The organism is Corynebacterium sp. MSK004, from assembly GCF_030232515.1.
GTDB lineage: Bacteria > Actinomycetota > Actinomycetes > Mycobacteriales > Mycobacteriaceae > Corynebacterium > Corynebacterium hesseae.
Map to the genome: position 1 here is coordinate 69,140 of NZ_JASPKB010000011.1, position 20,776 is coordinate 89,915.

Annotated in this window: 18 protein-coding genes, 1 tRNA gene and 1 other RNA gene; 8 read left to right on the top strand and 12 right to left on the bottom strand. The window is 58.0% G+C overall.

Translation table 11 applies throughout. The annotated features are described in order from the left end of the window. Positions 1-2: 2 nt before the first annotated feature. From recR to ffs, 6 genes are all read right to left on the bottom strand, one after another. Positions 3-659 (bottom strand): recombination mediator RecR, encoded by a 657-nt coding sequence (recR, locus tag QP999_RS12360; RefSeq protein WP_269948899.1) that lies wholly within the window; start codon positions 657-659, stop codon positions 3-5. Positions 660-773: 114 nt separating this feature from the next. Further along, complete coding sequence (locus QP999_RS12365; RefSeq protein WP_070524027.1) at positions 774-1,154, bottom strand: YbaB/EbfC family nucleoid-associated protein; 381 nt, start codon at positions 1,152-1,154, stop codon at positions 774-776. A 57-nt stretch (positions 1,155-1,211) separates the two neighbouring features. Next, entirely contained in the window at positions 1,212-3,734 is a 2,523-nt protein-coding gene (locus QP999_RS12370) for a DNA polymerase III subunit gamma and tau (RefSeq protein ID WP_284848401.1), read from the bottom strand. 32 nt (positions 3,735-3,766) lie between these two features. After that, positions 3,767-4,243 carry a suppressor of fused domain protein gene (locus QP999_RS12375; RefSeq protein ID WP_083306439.1) on the bottom strand — a complete coding sequence of 159 codons (477 nt, stop codon included), beginning with the start codon at positions 4,241-4,243 and terminating at the stop codon, positions 3,767-3,769. A gap of 85 nt (positions 4,244-4,328) precedes the next feature. After that, a complete protein-coding gene (locus tag QP999_RS12380; protein WP_070684775.1) occupies positions 4,329-5,600 on the bottom strand; it encodes an aspartate aminotransferase type Ic in 1,272 nt (423 codons plus the stop codon). Between the two features lie 81 nt (positions 5,601-5,681). Continuing rightward, positions 5,682-5,780, bottom strand: an RNA gene (gene ffs / locus QP999_RS12385) — signal recognition particle sRNA small type. 167 nt (positions 5,781-5,947) lie between these two features. Here ffs and QP999_RS12390 point away from each other — a divergent pair. The 8 genes from QP999_RS12390 to QP999_RS12425 all read left to right on the top strand — a co-directional run bounded on the left by QP999_RS12390 (position 5,948) and on the right by QP999_RS12425 (position 17,434). Then, positions 5,948-6,036, top strand: a tRNA-Ser gene (locus tag QP999_RS12390). A 146-nt stretch (positions 6,037-6,182) separates the two neighbouring features. Further along, complete coding sequence (locus tag QP999_RS12395) at positions 6,183-7,391, top strand: tyrosine-type recombinase/integrase (RefSeq protein WP_284848402.1); 1,209 nt, start codon at positions 6,183-6,185, stop codon at positions 7,389-7,391. 321 nt (positions 7,392-7,712) lie between these two features. Next, a complete protein-coding gene (locus QP999_RS12400) occupies positions 7,713-7,937 on the top strand; it encodes a helix-turn-helix domain-containing protein (RefSeq protein ID WP_284848403.1) in 225 nt (74 codons plus the stop codon). Beyond that, positions 7,937-8,464, top strand: a complete 528-nt coding sequence (locus tag QP999_RS12405) for a hypothetical protein (protein ID WP_284848404.1) — start codon at positions 7,937-7,939, stop codon at positions 8,462-8,464. The genes QP999_RS12400 and QP999_RS12405 overlap by 1 nt, the downstream gene beginning before the upstream one ends. Beyond that, on the top strand, positions 8,461-10,206 hold the full coding sequence (locus tag QP999_RS12410; RefSeq protein ID WP_284848405.1) for a DNA primase family protein: 1,746 nt from the start codon (positions 8,461-8,463) through the stop codon (positions 10,204-10,206). Before QP999_RS12405 ends, QP999_RS12410 begins: the two co-directional genes overlap by 4 nt. A gap of 152 nt (positions 10,207-10,358) precedes the next feature. Beyond that, positions 10,359-11,537, top strand: a complete 1,179-nt coding sequence (locus QP999_RS12415) for a hypothetical protein (RefSeq protein ID WP_284848406.1) — start codon at positions 10,359-10,361, stop codon at positions 11,535-11,537. Between the two features lie 168 nt (positions 11,538-11,705). Then, positions 11,706-12,101, top strand: a complete 396-nt coding sequence (locus tag QP999_RS12420) for a hypothetical protein (RefSeq protein WP_284848407.1) — start codon at positions 11,706-11,708, stop codon at positions 12,099-12,101. Positions 12,102-12,433: 332 nt separating this feature from the next. After that, positions 12,434-17,434, top strand: a complete 5,001-nt coding sequence (locus tag QP999_RS12425; RefSeq protein ID WP_284848408.1) for a DEAD/DEAH box helicase — start codon at positions 12,434-12,436, stop codon at positions 17,432-17,434. On the opposite strand, the gene QP999_RS12430 is transcribed toward QP999_RS12425, so the two are convergent. The 6 genes from QP999_RS12430 to QP999_RS12455 all read right to left on the bottom strand — a co-directional run bounded on the left by QP999_RS12430 (position 17,435) and on the right by QP999_RS12455 (position 20,387). Then, positions 17,435-17,974: a hypothetical protein gene (locus QP999_RS12430; protein WP_284848409.1), complete on the bottom strand. Its 540-nt coding sequence runs from the start codon at positions 17,972-17,974 to the stop codon at positions 17,435-17,437. A gap of 9 nt (positions 17,975-17,983) precedes the next feature. Beyond that, the gene (locus tag QP999_RS12435) at positions 17,984-18,601 is read right to left on the bottom strand and encodes a recombinase family protein (protein WP_284848410.1); all 618 of its coding nucleotides are present in this window, start codon (positions 18,599-18,601) and stop codon (positions 17,984-17,986) included. A 138-nt stretch (positions 18,602-18,739) separates the two neighbouring features. Continuing rightward, on the bottom strand, positions 18,740-19,054 hold the full coding sequence (locus QP999_RS12440; protein ID WP_284848411.1) for an NIPSNAP family protein: 315 nt from the start codon (positions 19,052-19,054) through the stop codon (positions 18,740-18,742). A gap of 105 nt (positions 19,055-19,159) precedes the next feature. Then, positions 19,160-19,489, bottom strand: coding sequence for a DMT family transporter (locus QP999_RS12445; RefSeq protein WP_284848412.1), 330 nt, complete (start codon positions 19,487-19,489; stop codon positions 19,160-19,162). Next, positions 19,486-19,845, bottom strand: coding sequence for a DMT family transporter (locus QP999_RS12450; protein ID WP_048733039.1), 360 nt, complete (start codon positions 19,843-19,845; stop codon positions 19,486-19,488). Before QP999_RS12450 ends, QP999_RS12445 begins: the two co-directional genes overlap by 4 nt. Beyond that, complete coding sequence (locus QP999_RS12455) at positions 19,842-20,387, bottom strand: TetR/AcrR family transcriptional regulator (protein WP_034666346.1); 546 nt, start codon at positions 20,385-20,387, stop codon at positions 19,842-19,844. The genes QP999_RS12450 and QP999_RS12455 overlap by 4 nt, the downstream gene beginning before the upstream one ends. Positions 20,388-20,776: the final 389 nt, after the last annotated feature.

A 20,776-nucleotide genomic window follows, 5' to 3' on the forward strand; every position in this document is an offset into this window, starting at 1 on the left:
CGCTAGACCGTCAGGCGGCCGCTCAACGCACGCGAGAGCGTGAGCTCATCGACGAACTCAAGGTCGCCTCCCAGCGGCATGCCGGAAGCTAGGCGCGTGATCTTCAGCCCCGGGAAGTCTCGTAGCAAGCGCACGAGGTAAGCCGCAGTGGCCTCGCCTTCGGTGTTGGGATCGGTGGCGAGGATGACTTCGGTGATGTCCGGGGAGTCGTCGTACAGCGGCTCCTCGGGGGTGGAATCAGCAAGCTCTCGGTCCGGTAGTACGCCGCCGAGGCGCTGCAGCAGTTGCGAGATGTTGAGGTCTTTCGGGCCCACGTTGGCCAGCGGGTCGAGCGCGCCGCCCAGTACGTGGTAGCGGCCGTTATATTCGCCGGTGCGCTCGATGACCTGGATGTCCTTGGGCTCTTCCACCACGCAGATGGTAGAGACATCGCGCTGCGAGTTCACACAAATGCGGCAGACTTCCTCGCGGGAAATATTGCAGCAGATGCGGCAGAAAGTCACACCATCACGCACCGCTCCCAGCGCCTTCTGGAGGCGGTCGATCTCCTCCGGATCTTGATGCAGAACGTGGAAGGCGATGCGTTGCGCTGACTTCGGGCCAATACCCGGCAGGCGCGAGAACTCATCGATGAGATCCTGCAGTGGTCCTTCAAACACGCAATGCTCCCCTCACTTAACAATCCCCACGACCTTGACGGCCGGAGACACAACAAAAGGCCGCGCCGCCCTCCACAAAGAGAGCAACAACGGCCTTTAAGTCTAACGCGCGGCTTACTGGTTACCGCCGAAGACATCCTGGATGGACGGACCATCATAGTTTTGCTGGGACTGGCCCATACCCTGGGACAGCGGGCCAATCTTCTCCTGTGCCAGGCGGCCAGCTGCGGCGTGGGCCTCCTTGAAGGCGCCGACGATGAGGTCCTGGAGGGTATCGATGTCCTCCGGGTCCACCACGGACTTATCAATGGAGATGCTCTGCAGCTCAGCGCCACCGGTCATGGTGACCTTCACCAGGCCATTGCCTGCGCTGCCCTCGACGGTGGCGGCCAGGATTTCCTTCTGTGCCTTTTCTAGTTCAGCCTGGACGCGAGCGGCCTGCGCCAGGATCTCGTTCATGTCATTTGCCTGCTGCATCGGATCGTTCTCAGTCATGCTAAAAGTCCTTTCGTGCGGTTATTTTCACTACGCGCCAAGTGTACAGATGCCGCGCTACAGTCGCCGCGCTCCCAACTCCTGCGCGAGGAGCTCCATGGCGACCTCCGTGGCGTTGCGGTGGTCCATCTCTCCGGCGCTCTGCGCGGCCTCCATCATCTCGCGTTCCTCATCCGCGCGGGTGTACTCCGGCTGCGGTGCGGGCGCATGCTGGGGCGCTGACTGCTGCGACGAAACAGACGCGTGGCCTGCGCTTTCCGACGCCCCATTCGCCCCCGCCGGCGGGCCGTACTCCTCCGGTGGGACCTCGAACTCGCCTTCGTCCGGACCCGGCTCCGGCGGCAGCGGAACGCCGTTGCCGAACTTGGGAACCTTGGAAAACTCTTCATCGCGTTGGGCCGCGACCTGGGTCGCCTGCGCGATGCGTGATCGCCATTGGCTGCCACGGGCCTCCCTCTTTGGGGGCACCGCCGCCCCGCGCGGGGCGGCCTCCGACCGCTGTGGTTCTGCCGGCGGGCGCGAGTCTGCCTTCTCGCGCACACCGTGCTGGGGCTGAGGTTGCTCCCTCGTCGTTTCAGACGACGGAGCCTGCTGCCCGATTTGGCGCGGCGCGCCCCATGGATCATCGCTGGCGTTATTGGGTTCCTTCGCTGCCGGACTCTCTGCCTCCTCGTCGGGCTCGGAGGCCTCACGTTGCGGTTGGTTGGGGTTCCACTGGGTGCGCTGGGTGGGCTCTGGCACCGTGAAACCGTGCGCCTTCGGGTCGGTACCGATAACACACGTGACCTTCAGTTCTCGGCTGAGCTCTTCCTTGAGGACAGTCACGATGACCTCATTGGTGCCTGGTGAATTGATGCGTTCAGCCAACGCGCCCGTGGTGTGTCCAAGGACGAGAGTCTCATCCCGCACGCCGAGGACACGGGCTTCGGCGAGCATGATTTCAGCGACCTTATTACGCCGCCCAATCGTGGCGCGCAGATCAGACCATCGCCCGCGAATCTCCGCGGCGAGGTCCTGGGGCTGCTCAGGCTCAGGTTGCTGTTCCTGTTGTTCAGGCTGTTCCGATGGCTGCGGCTGTTCCGGCTGCTCCTGCTGCGGCTCAGGCTGCACTTCCGGTTGTGCAGGACGCTCCGGCGCCTGAGACTGCGAGGCCTCGGGGGCTGAAGGTTGCTGCTCCTGAGCCTCCTGTTGCTGCGGCGCCTGTTGCTTCGCCTCTTGAGGCCGGGCTGGTTCTTGAGGCCGGGCTGGTTCTTGGGGCCGCTCGGCCTGCTGTGGTTGCTGTTGCTGGGCCTCCTGCTTCGCTGCCTGACGGCTGCGGCGCTGCGCGATGATGGCCGCGGCGGCGGCAGCGGGATCCTGCGCGCTGGCGACTGCAGATTGCTGGCGCTGCGCAGGCGCGGAGCCCTGCACAGCGGGTGCGGAAGGCTGTGCCCCCGCACCTTGCGGCAAGGAACTGGGTACCTGACCGGCAGCTGCCGCAGCGGGGGCGGAGCCAACGATCAAGTGGGCACAGAGGATTTCTAGAAGTAGGCGCGGGGACGTTGCACCCCGCAGGGAGGACACGCGCTCGTTGACGGTTTCCGCCAAGTAGGCCAGCTGCGGTCCGGAGAAACGCTGCGCTTGGGCGGTAAGGACTTCCCCGCGATCAGTCGGCGCCGAGACCAGACCTTCCTCCAATGCTGAGGGCACGGCTTGCAGGATCATCAGATCCCGCAAGCGATCCAACAGGTCGATGGCAAAACGGCGAGGTTCGTGGCCGGCTTCAATGACATCGTCGACAAGCCGGAAAAGCCCCGCCTTGTCCTGACTAGCCAGGGCATCCACCGTATTATCCAGCAACCCCACGTCCGTGACACCCAGAAGCGGGCGGGCTACCTCGTAGGTCAAGCCATCGGGGCCCGCACCCGCCAACAGCTGGTCAAGGATGGACAAGGTATCACGCGGCGAACCCCCGCCAGCCTGGATGACCATGGGGTACACGGTGTCATCCACGTGGACGTTCTCCGAGGCCACGGTGCGCTCCAGCAGCCCCTTCATCGCCGGCGGGGTCAGCAGACGGAAGGGATAGTGGTGGGTACGCGAGCGGATGGTGCCGATGATCTTCTCCGGCTCCGTCGTGGCGAAGATGAAGATGACGTGCTCCGGCGGCTCCTCGACAACCTTGAGCAAGGCATTCGCACCGGAGGCAGAAATCATGTGGGCCTCATCGATGATGAAGATGCGGTAGCGCGACTCCGCCGGCGCGTAGTAGGCGCGGTCACGCAACTCGCGCATATCCTCCACACCGTTGTGGGAGGCGGCGTCGAGCTCCGTGACGTCGAGGTTGCCCGGACCACCCGGGGCCAGCGAGACACACGAATCGCACACACCGCACGGCGTTGAGGTTGGCCCCTGCTCACAATTCAGCGAGCGGGCCATGATGCGCGCCGACGACGTCTTTCCGCAGCCACGCGGGCCGGAAAAGAGGTACGCATGGTTAATGCGCCCTGCGTCGAGGGCGGCGGATAAAGGCGTGGTGACCTGCTCTTGGCCTACCACTTCCGCGAAGGTTGCTGGACGATATTTCCGGTAAAGAGCCACGGTTAGTCAGTGTAGCGTCTCAACCCGACACGTCACTCTGAGCGCTTCCAATCCAGCAGATCGATGCCTTGTTCAGCCACCGCTTGTTGCAGCGCCGGCACGCCTTCCTCAACGGCGTAGGCATACTCGGCATCGCTTAGCATGAGCAATTGGCACACCAGCGTCAGGCGCTCCTTTTCCGCCAGCTGCGGGGTCTGTCCGCCCCACAGGTATGGGGCGATGAGCATGCCATGGCGCACGCTGAAATGAGCGAAGCGCTCGTCATCCTCCGCAAAAAGCTTGGGCAAGAGCAAGCCCGGCTGCGCGGGCAGCAGCCCTGCGGCTTGTTTAAGCAATGCCGCTGCCGCGCTCACCGCGGCAGCAACCTCCGGTTGGCCGGTGCGTGCAACGGTGAGCAGTTCGCAGCGCACATCGATCCCCTGCTCGGCATGCGCCAGCCCGGTATCGACATCGGCGAAGCCACACGTGACCGCGAGGGACTGCTCACCCTCCAGCGAGGCTAAGCCCAAGCGCTGCCCCTCGACATTTTTGAACTCGAGGTCAGCCGGGATGATCTGGTCGAGCCAGTAGGCCGTCTCGTCGGAGTTGATTGCCTTATGCCCCCAGCTTCTCTAGTGCGGCGAGCAGCACGCAGGTGGCCACGCCATCCATTGCTGCCTCGACTTCTTCCTGCGGCGGCAGGGACGGTGCCAAGCGAATGTTGTGGTCCTTGGCGTCCTCGCCGTACGGGAAGGCAGAGCCAGCCTGGGTCAGGAGAATGCCCGCGTCACGGGCCAGCTCCCACACGCGGGTGGCGGTACCCTCCATCACGTTGAGGGAGATGAAGTAGCCGCCCTTGGGGTGGGTCCAGTCCGCGATCTCATGGTGGGTGAGGTTCTTATCCAGGATGCGAAGAACCGCCTCGAACTTCGGCGCCAGCAGCGCAGCATGGCGGCGCATGATTGCGCGCACGCCCTCAGCGGAACCGAAGAACTCGTAGTGCGCGAGCTGGTTGATCTTGTTCGGGCCAATGCCGCGGATACCGGCGTGCTCCAGGTACCACTCGAGGTTGTCTTCGGAGGAACCGAAGAAGCTCACACCGGAACCGGCGAAGGTGATCTTCGATGACGAGGACATAGCCCAGAAGCGGTCCGGGTTTCCTTCCTGTTCCGCGATCTCCAGAATCGGCAGAACCTCCGGGAAGTCCTCGGTCAGCGTGTGCACGGCATAAGCGTTGTCCCACACGATGCGGAAGTCCGGTGCGCCGGTCTCCATCGCAGCGAGGCGGCGGGTCTTCTCTTCCGAGATGACGGCACCCGTGGGGTTGGAGAACATCGGCACAACCCACATGCCCTTAACCTGCGGGTCCTTGGCAAGCTCCTCGACTGCTTCGATGTCCGGGCCATCTTCTTCCATCGGCACCGAAATCAGCTCGAAGCCGAAGGATTCCGTGATGGCGAAGTGGCGGTCATAACCCGGGGTGGGGCAAATCCACTTGATGGTCTCTTCCTTGGACCACGGCTTCTCAGAGCTGTTAGTGCCAAAGGTGTAGGCCCACAGGATGAGGTCATACATGATGTTCAGGGAGGAAGAATCCGCCGCGACGAGGAGCTCTGGGTCCATGTTGGTGAGCTTGCCCCAGAGATCGCGCAGCTCCTTGATGCCCTTCTGGTTGCCGTAGTTGCGCAGGTCATTGCCGGCAGCGTCGGTGTAGTGACCACGGCCCGGCAGGACGAGCAGGTCATTAGACAGATCCAGCTGGGCCTTGGACGGCTTACCGCGGGTCAAGTCAAGATCCAACCCCTCAGCCTTGAGGGCCTCGTAGTCCTTGCGCACCTGCGCGGCAAGCTCATCAAGCTCGGACTTTTCAAGATTAAGAAGAGACATCCGTCTTCCTTCCGGGACGTAGTGCGGGCATATGGCAACCATACTAACGCCCCGTCACATCCCCCGTGTGAAGGCATACATACAAAAAGGGGACCCCGCGCACCCGCCAGAGCCTCCTGACCCTTGCTGCATTCCTGCCCTGGGGGAGTTCAGAGGATGGACGCCACGCGGAATCCTGCGGTCTAGCCTAGCGCGCCTTGCTTGCCGACGCCAAACCGCTCCCCCGCCACCCAGCTCCCCACTCCGCTTCCAAGCGCACTCCCCGCCTCAAGCCACTAGATTCTTAAGTTTTCGCCCCTGACCTGGCGATTTTGCTTCATTAGGGGGCTCATGTAATGTTTTCCAACGGAGGATTCGACTAGCGGCCTATGTCACACGCCTGGAACGCGTGCGGGAGTCACATCCCTCAGGGGTTCAAATCCCCTATCCTCCGCCACTGGGAAATCCCCTGGATATCATTATCCAGGGGATTTTTCTTTTTCTGCTGGTAAAAAGCGGTATCATTGATGACACGGGATGACACCAAAAGACAGTTTTCCCCTCACTTGTTCCCTTATTTGATACCCCGCAAAGTCAGCCACTATGCCCCAGCGAAACCGTTCATCCTTCGGCACCATCGAAGTGCGACGACGAGACAAGAATGGAAAGCCGATCCGTTGGCGAGCCAAGTATCGCATCCACGGGCTAACTTCCTTCCAAACAAGTCCAACTTTTCAGCGCCTCGGCGCTGCCCAAGCATGGCTAGATCATGAAGAGGAACTGATCCGGCTCGGACATTGGACACCCTGGAAGCAACGGCAAGACGAAATGCGAGCCGAAGAAAAACGCGGCCAGATCCTCATTACCGACTTCATTCAAGAGTGGATCGCCAGCAACCCCGGACTCACCGAGACCACACGCGCCCACTACGAAAGTGTCTTCAAGAACCGGCACGAAGCTTCGCTTGCAGGCGTTACCCTCACAGACCTCTCTCCTGAGCGGTGCAAGCAGTGGTGGCGGGAGATTCGCAATGAGTTCCCCACCACCAAGAAACGGAATAAGGCCGCGCTTGACCTTTTAAAATCGACACTCACCGAGGGAATCGAACGCGGCCTGCTTCCTTCCAACCCCGCCGCACAAATTCACATCGAGAAGGCAGATCGGCCAATCACCAAAGAAAAAGCGATTCCCACGCTCGGGGAGCTCTCAAAGCTCGCCGAAAACATGCCCGACCGTTACGAAGCGGCAATTTGGCTCCTCGGCGCCTGCGGTCTCAGAATGGGCGAGCTTCTCGAGCTGCGGCGGAAGGATTTCATCTTCGACGGCACCTCTAATCTGTGGACGATTCACATCGACCGCCAAGTGCAGCGCGTCAAGGGTTCCACCCAGGTTGTTCTCCCGAAGGGCGGCAAGACGCGGACGACCGTCGCTCCACCCTCCCTAAACTCTCTAATCAAACGCCAGCTTGAAACCTATGCTCTACCCGGAGATGAAGGCATAGTTTTCCCAAATTCTAAGGGCACACAAACCCAACCTCAGCGACTCAGAAGGCACTTTGCCGCCGCTCGCGATTCGGCAAACCTTTCGCCAGGTATCACCCCTCATTCTCTCCGCCACCTAGCAGGAACTCTCTACGCTCAGACCGGAGCTACGCAGAGGGAAATCATGGATCGGCTCGGCCACAGCACCTCTGAGGCCGCTGCAATCTACCAGCACGTCGCCGCAGACCGGCCAATGACACTCCTGAACGCTCTGGACTCTGCCTTCGAGCGAGCGCTCAAATCAGACGGCGAAATTGAGTACTTTATCTAGAGTTCTGAATTGCAAAAACTTGCATCTACCAGTATTAATCCTTCAATTCACGCCAATGATTGACAAGTATAGACATATCGTGCTATAATTCTTCTTACACGCCTTGAATCGAGCGTTTCAGCGATTAGGCATTGAAGTGTAGAAGTCCAGAGCTGGACCGGCTATTTAAGCCGGAGAATCGCGGGATAGCCTCCGTAGTCGCCACCACATTGGTAGCGCATCCCCTCGGGTGACTCCGAAATCTAAACTCACAGATTCGCAGCGCGCGCTCCGCTGCCGAGGATGGCAGCCTCCGGGCTGTTGCTACTTAAAGGACTTCAAATGCCTAACTCTCCAAAGAGCGACTTTGAGCGCTTTATTACAACCCGTGAAGCAGCAGAGATGCTGTCCGTATCGACTCGAACAATTGATCGATACCGCAATTCGGGACTGCTCCCCTCTTTCTCCCCTTCTCCCCGTGTAGTGCGGGTGCGTCAGCGTGACGTCATCGCCATGATGGAGAAGAGTCGCATTGCCACCTACCGCCCCTCCAAGGAGGTAATGTGATGAGCATCTTTGCAGGCTACCCCCAAGAAAGCGCCCAGCTTTACCTTCTTGATATTGCTGCTGCCGATACCGCAGCTCTACGACTTGCAAGCTTCGTTGACGTGCGAGCACTGGTACTCAACACCGAAGCCCGTCTGATCGTCAGAGCTCGTGCAACCGGCCCTCGCCATGTTGTTGTTCGCGAGGACTACGGCGAGCAACTGACCGCTCGTTGGGAGCACACTCTGCAAGCTCCCCCGAGCTCAGCCGATGAGTTCCTGTTCCGGATGTGTCACTCGATTGGCCTGCTGCTCCAGAGCTCCGACCTGACATCCTCACAACGATATGACCTTCAGACCTTACTGATCGCCTGCATCGCGACACTTAACCCCCGGCTAGTCAGGGTCACCACAACCTCTTTTAAGGAGGACCCAGGGTTCATCGGTCGCCTCGAAGCTATCGTCTCCGGTACCGGCACACCCGCAGCATCCTTCATCTGGGCTAGCATTGCTGACCACTCTGTAGCCGCTGAGGAGGTGAACCGATGAACGAGTTCAAGAAGACGGCCACCAAGCCCTCAGAGGTGCTTGAGTACTCCACAGGCATGGGAATGAGCGAATACCTGGGCCAAACCGGCTTCCTCGTGCGAACGGCAACCCCACGCTCTACAGATGCACTCGTCGCGGCTACCACTGCTCACATCCTCCGGCCGGTCGTCCGGTATGTAACCGAGCTTGGCCCCATTGCTTTCAAGGATGGTTCCTGGTTCGAATACACCGATGCCTTAGCTTACGGCGCACGAAAGCTACTTCAAGCAGACCTCACCGACGACGGGGCTGAGGTGCCTCCCAAGGTCCGCCCGTACGTCACCATTGAATACAAGCATGAAGAGCTAGCAAGCCTTGCACAACCTTTCATGCGCCCCACGCTTCAAGGATTCACGCCAGTGACTATCACAGAGGACGGCACCTTCTGGGATAACGAATTGCAAGAGAAATTCGTACCCGTCGAAGAGGACACCCGCTATCAATCGGCGTCGAAGCTGAACTCAATCGTGAAACTACTCCCACTCCAAGATTCTCTCATTACCCCGGCCGCTTCGCTGGACCAGCATCCCGAGATCGTGGCTGCACCGTCGTGGACATTCAACCTTGACACGTTTGAGTTCGGTGAGCCAGACCCAGAGCTCCTGCTCACCAAGTGCCTTCCTGGCGACCCCGCCAAGCCGTCAGCGTCCGATCTCCGTGAATCACGGTTTGCCCGGTTCCTGGAGGAGGTCCTGCCGGAGGAGGAGCGGGGGTACGTACAGAAGTACCTCGGTGCCTCTTTCTACGGCGACGCCCGGCTCCAGCGGATCCTGGTGTTTGTAGGCGAGGGCTCCAATGGTAAGTCAATCTTGATCGAGGCTCTCCTAGCGGCCCTCGGTCCATACGCCGGGGTGGTGCCCCCTTCCATCTTCCAGTCCAGCCGGGATGAACACCCGACCGAGAAGATGATCTTCCGTGGGCTACGGTTCGCATTCGGCCAAGAAACTCAGCGAGGTCAGAAGTGGCGGACAGCAGTGCTGAAGAACCTCTCTGGCTCGGATGAAATCACGGCTCGCTATATGGGTAAGGACTATGTGACATTCACGCCGTCGCACTCACTGATCCTCGCCACGAACCATCGTCCCATCATTGATATCAACGAGCCGAGCTTCTGGCGACGCTACGACCAGATTGATTTCAGCACTACCTTCAGACCTGCAGGCGAGCCCCTCAAGCCAGGAGAAAAGGTTCAAGACCCCAACCTCTTGGCAAAACTGAAGACCCCCAGCGAGCAAGCCGCGATCCTTGCATGGCTCTTCGAAGGCGCACGGCTCTACAACGCTGAAGGTCTGGAGCGTACCGACCGCATGAAAGCTGCCGCTGCCGAGGCTCGACGCGACTCCAACCTCGCGGTGCAGTTCATGCACGAGATGTTCCGCGTTGATCGGGTCACTGGCAAAGAGATTCCCGCTAGCACGATCTTCAAATTCTGGGAAGAATACAGGGCAAACAACTCTTCGCTTAAGACCCTGGCACCAACTTCGGTCAAGGGAATTCGAGAGCTAGCCGCGGAATTCAATGCTGAGTACGCACCCAATCAGAATGGCGCAAACCCGGCGCGAGTATTTGATCTCACGCTCACAGAGACCGGCTTGCAAGCTGTCTACAACGCCTCGGAATACACAGCCTGGGCACGGGATCTCACAAAGCTATTCTCCGCCGAGATAGCGGCCTCCAAGAGTCAAGAGCTCACCTCCATCTAGACAATTACAGCGGTGTGGTCGGGATTCTCGGCAAGAATCTCGACCCCCGCCAATAAAAATAGAAGAGTTCGAAACGCTAACGGCTAAGGGAGAAATTCTCCCCGATTTGCCCGATTTGCCCGACTCTCCGTTAAACAGAAAGCCAATACCCCATGAAAATAACTCTTCCTGAGACTGTTGCTCAGCGAGCCGCCGCAGTTTCGAATCAGTACAACCTCACTTCCCCAGACAACCTCGCTGCCATCATCTCAGCAGTGTGGATCCTCGAGCTCGGTGGTGCAATTCAATTCCTTCACGACACTTCCACATTAGATTCTTTCAACCGAGATCTCCGCCGCCGAGCTGCTTCTCCAATCGGCACATCACATCCGCAGTCAGCTTCATGCTCCGACGTACTAATCGATAACTTCGAAACCTATCTCGGGCGTCAGCATCCAATGCACCCTGAAATTGATGCAGTCATGTGCGCAGGTCGTGGTGGGCTCATCGCTCTTGCTATCACAGGGGCTGAGGCTCACAAAGCTTGGAACGAACATGTACAAATTCTCACGAAGATGCAGCACGCGAAGCCCAACATCATCGGAGAAGGAGTCGCGGGACTCGCATCGTATTTCCTTCTGAAAGCACCTGGCGACCTCAAGATTTCCGATCTACCCGAGCAAATATCACTGTGGTCGAACGGTAGGCAAGGCAGCATCAACTTGATGCTTCACGGCTGCTGCATCCCGCTTCCTGGCTCCCGATTGACACATGCCGCACCAGGGCAAAAGCAATACCCTCCGGCACAGTGGGGGGCGGCAAACTCCCTACTGCCGCTTCCAATTCCAGAAGTCATCATGTCTGCACTAGCAACTGGCTCCGATGATTTAAGGAAGTCACAATCAATCGCGCGAGGCTTTATGACTGCAGAAGATCGCGCAAACGCATCCCCGAATCCAATCCGAGCTCGCTCCCTTCAGGAATGGTCTTCACGCCATGATTGGAAATTGATCTTGAGCCGATTCGGCTTTGAAAAGTCAGCAGCGGCATCCGAGTGCAGCAATCCTGCCTGTAGCTTGTGGGAATCTCGCACGAGCGGCGGCGGTTACCAACTCACAGCACACGACGAACACTGTCGCTTCAGTCTTCGAGCCATACCGACTGCAACAGGCCCACGAGAAAGTTTCCCTCCCGAGATCTCGGCTTACGTAGATCAGCAACAACGGAAGTTCGAGCCACAGGCAATTCTTCCGCTACGTGTGACGGCAACGAAGTTCGACGTAGTAGTGGCTCTCGCTTACGGCGGCGATTGGCTGCGCGCATGCCGTGGCGAACACATTCAATGGAAGTAGCTAGGGCAAGCTCAACTTCTTGCCCTCTCAGAACCTGGTGAGTGCGTTGATATGACGCGCTCACCAATCACTATTTATAGATCTTGCGTTCTAAACTTTTTCTCCTAGCAATGATTGAATCAATTAAAATTAGAGTTGAAAAGTACTTTATAAAGATTGGTGACAATCATGAATTCCATTCATTCAAACATTATTTCCAATGCCGCTGACGCCTTGAATCTCCCGTACGATCGCGTCGAATACAGCGCAATAATGCCTATCAGTTTTGGTACAGAGGGCCGCAACTTCGACTTGCCTCTAGGCGTATACGGCATCGTTTCCGGGGGGCGAATGCTCTATATTCCTTTGCCCGCTCCGGCTAGAAATCTCATGGAATTGCTCAGCATCATGGATTACAACTTCAACCTGGTACCTCTAGGAATAAGGCAAATGGCCGATCCGGTAGTACATATCGACGTACCGGCAACCCTGGACCGCTATGGTCTCGAAGGTGACATCACCGCCAACTTAGACCGCGTATTCGAGCACCTTCACGCTTCTACCACCGGCGCTTTGCATTACTAATTTCGCTCCGTGACAAGCCCCGCCTTTCAAACATGGAAGCCGGCTCCTACGACTGGGAAGTTTCCTCCTACGCGCAGGAAGTCGAGTCCAACAAACCCTTGTTCCGTAGGGCTGGGATTCCATCAGGTAGTTGTGGATTACGTGCCGAGATCACCATCAGATGAGCCAAACAGGGGCCAAAATCGTGGATTTGGATACCTCCCCCCAGGCTCAGCCAGCTCACGCCGCTGTGGAATAAACACCCTCACCTAGGACAATTTTTCCGAGCTGTAGGGCGAAACTTCCGCCTCTAAATTGCACATGCGCATTGGCTCGTCAGGCACAATGTTGTCATGTCGAAGTTCTCTGAGGTCCTTGAACAGCTGCGTGAAAACCAACCAAAGGCTAAATATGGCATTGCCTTTGAGAAGCTGATGGTCAACTATTTCAAGACCGACCCGACCTTGAAGAACCAATTTGATGAGGTCTGCCGCTGGACGGATTGGCGCTACAACGGTGGCAAGGCGGATACCGGCATTGACCTGGTGGCTCGTCGCGTGGATGACGGCACGTGGACCGCCATCCAGTGTAAGTTCTATGACTCCAAGGCACGTATCCAGAAATCCCACCTGGATTCCTTCTTCGAGGCCTCCGGTCATTCCTTTGAAACGGAAGAAGGCCGCCAGCACTTCGGCAGCCGGTTGATCATTTCGACGACGGATCACTGGTCTTCCCATGCGGAGGATGCGCTGGCTGACCAGATTATTCCGACCAGCCGCATTGGTATCTCTGCCATTGCGGAGTCACCCATTAACTGGGACGTAGCATTCCCTGGCTCGGAGGTGCGCGATAAGACCATCCAGATCAACCTCTCCCAGCGCGAGACTTTTGAGCCCCGCCCACACCAGCAGGCCGCAATCGACAAAGCCATCGAAGGGTTCAAGACCCACGACCGCGGCAAGCTCATCATGGCGTGCGGCACCGGCAAAACCTTTACCGCCCTGCGCCTTGCGGAGCGCGTCGCTGAGGACAACGGCGGCAAGGCCCGCATCCTTTTTCTCGTGCCGTCTATTTCCTTGCTCTCCCAAACCCTGAAGGAATGGACTGCCCAAGGCCGCCTCGACATGCGCGCCTTCGCGGTGTGCTCCGATAGCAAGGTCTCCAAGAAGGCCGAGGACATCGCTGTCTATGACCTTGAGGTGCCAGTCTCCACTGAAGGCAAGGACATCACGACGCGCTTTGAATCCGGCAAGCGTGCCAAGGGCCTTAACATCGTCTTCTCCACCTACCAGTCCATCCAGGCAGTGCATGAGGCCCAGCAGGTGGGACTCGACGATTTCGATCTCGTCATTTGCGATGAAGCCCACCGCACCACCGGCATCACCTTGGCCGGTGAGGACGCCAGCAACTTCGTCCGCGTCCACGATGCCGACTACATCAAGGCTTCCAAGCGCCTTTTCATGACAGCCACCCCGCGCCTCTACGACGAAGCCGTCAAAGGCAAAGCCGAGGAACACTCTGCGGAACTGGCCTCCATGGACGATGAAGCCATCTACGGCCCGGAGTTCTATCGCCTCGGCTTCGGTGAGGCCGTGGACAAGGGTCTGCTCACGGACTACAAGGTGCTTGTCATGACCGTGGACGAATCCGTAGCTGCCCAAGCCATGGCTCACAGTGAGAACAACCAGGTCAACCTTTCTCTGGCGTCTGCCATGATTGGCGCCTGGAACGGCCTGGCCAAGCGCTCCGGCGAATTGCAGGGCAAGAAGGGTGGCTTCGAGGAAGATGCCCAGCCCATGCAGCGCGCGGTGGCCTTTGCCAAGGACATCAAGACCTCCCAACTCATAGCGGAAACCTACCCCTCACTCATCGGCACCCACCAAGAACTGCTTAAAGAAAAGGCAGTTCTTAACGATGTCTCCTTGACCAATATCGACCTTAACGTCGCCGCCCAGCACGTCGACGGCGGCATGAACGCCATGGAGCGCGGCACCAAGCTCTCGTGGCTCGAAGCTCCTTCAGGGGTGCAGCAGTCGCGCATGCTTACCAATGCGCGCTGCCTGTCTGAAGGCGTAGACGTCCCGGCGCTGGACGCCGTCATCTTCTTCAACCCCCGCAACTCCATGGTGGACGTGGTCCAGTCCGTCGGCCGTGTCATGCGCAAGGCCGAGGGCAAGGATTACGGCTATATCATCCTGCCCGTGGCCGTTGCCAGCAACGTCTCCCCGGCAAAAGCGCTCGACGACAACCAGCGCTTCAAGGTGGTCTGGCAGATCCTCAATGCTCTGCGCGCTCACGATGACCGCTTCAACGCGAAGATTAATTCCATTGCGCTTAACGGTACGACGGGACAGGAAGACCTGCCCATCGACGTCGTTCATGTCCCTGGAGATGACGAAAAGAGCGACACTGAGAAGCTCACGGAAGCGGATAAAACCAAGTCGCCAGAACCGCTCGCCGATAACTCAACCGTGACCCAGCAGATTGCTTTGTTCTCTCTGGAGCAGTGGCAAGAAGCTATCTACACCAAGCTGGTGGACAAGGTCGGCACCCGCACCTATTGGGAGGATTGGGCCGACGACGTCGCCACCATCGCGGAGAACCAAATCACTCGTATCAAGGCGCTTCTCGACGGCGCCGATGGTGCCCTTCGCACCGAATTCGACAGCTTCGTCGAAGGCCTGCGCAACAACCTCAACGATGGCATTAGTGAAGAGGACGCCATCTCGATGCTCTCGCAGCACTTGATTACGGCACCGGTCTTCAACGCGCTCTTTGAGAACCATGACTTCATCACCCACAACCCCGTGGCTCAAGTTATGGAGAAGATGGTCAAGGCCCTATCCAAGGCCAACCTCGATACCGAAACCGAGTCTCTGGAGAAGTTCTACGAGTCTGTTCGCGTCCGCGCTTCTGAGGTGAACTCTGCTTCCGGTAAGCAGCAGGTCATTAAGGAGCTTTATGAGCGCTTCTTCCGCAAGGCCTTCAAGAAGCAATCAGAAGCTCTCGGCATTGTCTACACCCCAGTCGAAATTGTTGACTTCATCCTTCGCGCGGCCGATGACGTATCCAAGAAGCACTTTGGTAGGGGACTTACTGACGAGGGCGTGTGCATCCTCGACCCCTTCGCCGGCACCTCCACCTTCACGGTTCGCCTCCTACAGTCCGGCCTCATCAAACCGGAAGACCTCGCCCGCAAATACGCCAACGAACTCTTCGCCACCGAGATCATGCTGCTTGCGTACTACGTTTCAGCGGTGAACATCGAGACCACTTATAACGCCCTGCGCGAAGAGGCAGCTCTGCGCAACGGCGAACCCGCACCTGAGTACGTCCCATTCACCAACATCGCGCTAGCTGATACCTTCCAGATCCACGAGGAAGGCGACATCCCTGACCTCAACACTTTCCGCGAGAACAACGAGACCATCGAGCGCCAGAAGAATGCGCCCATCAACGTGGTGATTGGTAACCCGCCGTACTCCGCGGGGCAAAAGTCCGCCAACGACCTGAACGCCAACCAGAAATATCCGAGCCTGGACAAGCGTATTGCGGAGACGTACGCCGCCAAGTCCACCGCAACAAACAAAAACTCGCTCTATGACTCTTATCTAAGAGCTTTCCGCTGGGCCACTGACCGCATTGGTGACCAGGGTGTGGTCGCGTTCGTTTCCAATGGCGGCTGGATCGACGGAAACACCGGCGACGGTGTGCGGTTATCCATGGCCGAAGATTTCACTGACCTGTATGTGTTTAACCTTCGTGGCAACCAGCGAACGGCAGGAGAACAGTCTCGTAAGGAAGGCGGAAAGGTTTTTGGCTCCGGTTCGCGGAATACGGTAGCCATAACCATCGGGATTAAAGACCCCAATAAGTCCAGTTTCGATCTGCACTACCGCGATATTGGAGACTACCTGACAGCGGCAGAGAAGCTGCGGATTGTGGATTCAGAGACAGTGGAGTCCATCGAATGGGAACCCATCACTCCTAACGCCTACGGCGACTGGGTAAACCAGCGCTCGGATGCCTTTGGCACTTGGCCAGTAATTGGTGAAAAGAAGGCCAACGATACCAATTTCTTTGAGAATTATTCACGTGGTCTTTCTACCGCTCGCGATGCGTGGGCATACGCCCAAACGGAGGAACAACTCCTTTCCCAATTATCCACGCTCGTCGATACGTATACCGAGGCTACAGCAGCTCTCGAGACTTGGTTGGTCGATGAAGGCATCACGAAACCAAAGGAAGCCGACGTCACTAAGTTCCTGCAGCACCATCCACAATTCGCTGACACTACAAGAGTTTCCTGGAATCGTACTCTGAAGAATTATGCGGCTAAGGGAACTGAAATTGGGGTTGATTCACGACGCGTCTACAGGTCGCTTTACCGTCCTTTTACTTCTCAGAAAGTCTACTTTGAACAAAAGTTGAACGATATGACGTATCAGCTGCCATCGATGTTTCCGACAGCATCTCACTCCAACATTGGTTTCCTAGTATCTGCGGCAGCGGCGTCCGCACCTTTTACCTGCTTAGCAACGGACCTTGTACCCGATTTGGTATCGGTTGCTGGAGCGGGAAACCCTGGCCAATATTTCTCCCGCTATACTTGGATTGCAGCCGAGGCCGATGATGGTGCGCTGTTTGGTGAGGGGAGCGTCGCCAAGCAGGGCGAGGACAGCATCTATGGCAAGGTGGGTGAGGTCGTTGACGGCTACGTGCGCGTGGACAACATCACTGATGAAATTAAGGCTCTCTACCGCGATGCTCTGGGGTCAGACATCACGGGTGATGACATCTTCCACTTTGTCTACGGCAAGCTGCATGACCCCGTCTACCGCACGAAGTACGCGGCTGACCTGAAGAAGATGCTGCCGCATATTGAAACGCCAACGTCGCGTGCGGAGTTCGACAAGTTTGCCGCTGCTGGTAAAGAACTGATGGACCTGCACGTGGGCTACGAGGACGTGGAGCCGTGGTCGCTGGATGTTCAGGTCAAGGGCGATGAATCCGACCGTGAGACCTGGCGGGTGCTCAAAATGAAGTGGGCCAAGCGCAAGGACTCGGAGACGGGCAAGAATGTCAATGACGTGACCAAGCTGATCTACAACAAGCGCGTGACCATATCCGGTATTCCGGAAGAAGCCGACGAGTACATGTTGGGTTCGCGCTCAGCTGTCGCCTGGCTGATTGACCGCTACCAGGTTAAAAAAGATAAGGCTTCTGGCATCGTCAACGACCCGAATGATTGGGCCGACGAGGTGGGCAACCCGCGTTACATCGTGGACCTCATTGGGAAAGTGGTGCGCGTGGCCGTGGAGACCGTGCAGATCGTCAACGGGCTGAACAGCTAGCTACCGGTGTGCTCGTTTCCAGTCTGCGCATTCAGTGCAACGGCAACCCGTCCGATAGCTGGTTGCTGTTCCATGTTGATGCAAACTCGGGCGACCAGACATTAACGCAGATTCAACAGCTTCTGAGAACTGCTTGTCGACTCTCTGGCGCTCACGAATGGCCTGCCACGTAACCCCCACCTCTCCTAAGATTTGCTGGTACTCACTCGAAACCATCAGCTTTTCGATGAGAGGAGCCTCTTTGCCAGCCCAAAATTCTTCGCGCCTCTGTCGAATATATTCATCCGACTCGCGACTTTTTGCTGCTGTGCATTCTTCACATCGACACCCATAGGCCCAACGGGACATGGATCCGTGAGGCGATGTAGCGCCGACGTGACCTTTTTCCAACAGCACGTCTCTGATGGAATCTAGATCGTCTCTCGATAGCGGCAACGGCGGAAGAGTGCCGTCAGCAATCAAACGTGAAATTCTATTGCGGCTACGACCAAGATAGCGGCCAGCCGCAGCTGCAGAAGTAAACTGCTCCTGTTCGGTCATAACGATATCCTATGCAGACTTTCTATCCGTTTGTGCTAGGTATCGATAAACCGTTGCACGGGACACACCAAAGTCACGTGCTATCCGTGACTTTGAAACTCCGCGACTGGCAGCATCCACCAATGCTTGAGCTTCAGACTCCGTGAGCGACTTACTGCGCCCCTTGTAGACCCCGCGCTCTTTCGCCTTGGCAATACCCTCCGCTTGCCTTTCCCGAATTAAAGATCTTTCAAATTCCGCAATGGAGCCCAGGAGTCCCAGCATCAGTTTCGACACAGGGCTGGAATCCCGACTGTACGTTTGCGCTTCCTTCAGAAATTGAACTGTCACACCGCGCTGAGTTAACTCGCTAACGATGTTGTGAAGGTCGCCAAGACTACGCGCCAGCCGGTCCATGGAAACGCAGACTAGTTTGTCGCCGTCGCGCAGATAGTCAAGCACATTGATAAGCTCAGGTCTCTCCCGTGAGGCACCGGATACCTTCTCTTGGAAGATCTTTTCACAGCCGGCATCGAGAAGTGCTTGGAGCTGCCTATCGAGGTGTTGGCTCGTGCTACTTACCCTGGCATACCCAACTATCTGACCGTTGACTGCCGAATTCTCATTAGATTCTAGAAGTGTGTTCATAAATAGGACATTACCGGCAATTCGAACCCTAGTGAGACACAATTTTTCGACCACCAACGGTCTCATTTGGGTATACCCATCTGTACGCGCTGACCTGCGGCGTTGTGGGTTGTGCCGAGCGTGCTGCCGGAGTCCCTTTCAGTGTCCCTGGGGTAGGAGCGGCCGCATGAAGGTGCGCTCGTACCGCAGGACGCACTCGGACTCGTCTCGAATCCGGTCAGCGGCGATGAAGTCCGGGTGGGTGCCGAACAAGGTGCGGTACTGCTCGTAGGCAGCCAGGCTGGGGAAGCTGAACAGGGATTCCGCACGGTCACTCACACCTTCCGCGGGTAGGTAGTACCCGTGGTGGGTGCCGCCGTGTTCGTCGACATGCCGCATCCAAGCGCGGGCGAACTGTTCAAAGGCCGCGATCTGGTCGGGGTCGATGGTGTAGTGGACGACACAGGTGATCACATCCACAACGCTAGGCCCACAGGCGCTCATTGGGGAGCCTTTGTCTGTGCGCCTCGTGGTGCACCTGGGGCACACCAATCTGCCTGGTTTACCTGCGGAAATGCGTCAGTTCGCCAAGTTGGCGCCGATTTCAACGGTGAGAACTCCGACGGCGATGAGGAGGATGCCGAGGGCCATGGTTCGGGTGAGGGGTTCGTGGAAGATGACCCGGGCGAGGATCGCGGTGAGAGCTACGCCGGATGCTGCCCAGATGCCGTAGGCGACGCCAAGGGCCATGCCGTCGGCCAAGGCGAGACTTAAGGCGACGAACGCCACGAGATACCCCGCGATGACGCCGATGAACCATTTCTTCACCCGGCCACCGTCGGAGGCTCGTAGCGACATGGTCGCGACGACTTCGGACAAGATGGCGCCTGCGAGGAAGATCCATCTCATGAGTTGACTCCTGCTTCCTGGGCTGCGGTTTGCTGAGCTTTCTGGGAGCCGAGTTCGACGGTGAGGACACCGCTGATGATCGCAACCATTCCAAGACCCATCACAGCGGTCAGAGGTTCACCGAAAATCGCGGCGGATAGCACGGCGGCGAGCACGACCCCGCTGGCTCCCCAGATGCCATAGGCGACGCCGATCTGCATTCCTTCGCGCAGGCAGAAGGTGAGGAAGACGAAAGTGCCGATGTATCCGGCAGCAACCACGATGTACCAGGATGGGTGATTGAGCGCCGCCTTGAGAGACAGCGTCGCCGCCACTTCGGTAGTGATGGCGCCAGCGAGCAGGAACCACTGCTTCATGGGGTTGTTCCTTCGATCAGGGAGCGAATGCTGGAGACGACGGCTTCGAGATCCGCGCCGTGGAGGGTGGACACACCTGTGGCCTGGGCGCCCCAGAGTCCGTCGGCGGCGAGTCGGGCGGTGGTCAGCCTGGCTCGGGTGGCGGCGTCGAGATCGTCCGGGAGTTCGAGCCAGCGGCCCATCCGCGTAGTCCACGGTTCGGTGAGTTCGGGCCGATACGTCGCTTGGCCCCAGATGATGAACTCGGCGCGCTTGGCGGCCCCGTGGGCGGCGACGTGAACGTAGCTCAGGAGCCGCTCGGTGGCGTTGGCGTTCTCGAGGGGCTTGCCAAGGGTGGCAGTCATGTCGTTCTCGACGTTGGCCGCAGCGTGGTCGACGATCGCGGCGAGCAGTACGTCGCGGTTGCGGAAGTGATATAGCAATCCCGGTTTGGTGAGCCCGGCCTCGTGGGCCACTGCGTCAAGGGTAATGTCGCCACCCTCCGCTGCGTTCATGACGCGGAGGGCAGCTTCCAGGATCTCGGAGCGCTGACTGGTTCGCATATAGCTAACTTTACCATTTGGTAGGTGAAGCCTTCAACTGCGGGCGCTGGTAGGGGCACCTGGGGTACACCCAATTACAACACGGTAAGATCCCTTGTCGGCCGCGGAATGCCCCTAGCCCCTGCTTGCTCCACAGGTAGCAATTCGCCCCTCCACATCCCCGGTAGGAACATATTCATTGAGACCGTTACGCAACTCACGCTAACGCTTGCTACAACAACTCGTCGATAGATACGATCTACTACGTAGCTCACGTTCAGAGTTGCTCTCCCAATCTCCATTTCACTGAGGAGCCAAAGTGAATCCTGAAGAGGCCTGACCCCCGGAAAGTAGACACGTCGGGGGTTAGCTATGCTGCTCGGGTCAGTGTAGCTGATGTGAGTGCTTCG

Coding starts and splice junctions, on each gene's coding strand:
- QP999_RS12365 (WP_070524027.1), bottom strand. CDS start 1,154: ATGACTGAGAACGATCCGATGCAGCAGGCAAATGACATGAACGAGATC.
- QP999_RS12380 (WP_070684775.1), bottom strand. CDS start 5,600: ATGTCTCTTCTTAATCTTGAAAAGTCCGAGCTTGATGAGCTTGCCGCG.
- QP999_RS12395 (WP_284848402.1), top strand. CDS start 6,183: ATGCCCCAGCGAAACCGTTCATCCTTCGGCACCATCGAAGTGCGACGA.
- QP999_RS12400 (WP_284848403.1), top strand. CDS start 7,713: ATGCCTAACTCTCCAAAGAGCGACTTTGAGCGCTTTATTACAACCCGT.
- QP999_RS12405 (WP_284848404.1), top strand. CDS start 7,937: ATGAGCATCTTTGCAGGCTACCCCCAAGAAAGCGCCCAGCTTTACCTT.
- QP999_RS12410 (WP_284848405.1), top strand. CDS start 8,461: ATGAACGAGTTCAAGAAGACGGCCACCAAGCCCTCAGAGGTGCTTGAG.
- QP999_RS12415 (WP_284848406.1), top strand. CDS start 10,359: ATGAAAATAACTCTTCCTGAGACTGTTGCTCAGCGAGCCGCCGCAGTT.
- QP999_RS12420 (WP_284848407.1), top strand. CDS start 11,706: ATGAATTCCATTCATTCAAACATTATTTCCAATGCCGCTGACGCCTTG.
- QP999_RS12425 (WP_284848408.1), top strand. CDS start 12,434: ATGTCGAAGTTCTCTGAGGTCCTTGAACAGCTGCGTGAAAACCAACCA.
- QP999_RS12430 (WP_284848409.1), bottom strand. CDS start 17,974: ATGACCGAACAGGAGCAGTTTACTTCTGCAGCTGCGGCTGGCCGCTAT.
- QP999_RS12435 (WP_284848410.1), bottom strand. CDS start 18,601: ATGAACACACTTCTAGAATCTAATGAGAATTCGGCAGTCAACGGTCAG.
- QP999_RS12445 (WP_284848412.1), bottom strand. CDS start 19,489: ATGAGATGGATCTTCCTCGCAGGCGCCATCTTGTCCGAAGTCGTCGCG.
- QP999_RS12450 (WP_048733039.1), bottom strand. CDS start 19,845: ATGAAGCAGTGGTTCCTGCTCGCTGGCGCCATCACTACCGAAGTGGCG.
- QP999_RS12455 (WP_034666346.1), bottom strand. CDS start 20,387: ATGCGAACCAGTCAGCGCTCCGAGATCCTGGAAGCTGCCCTCCGCGTC.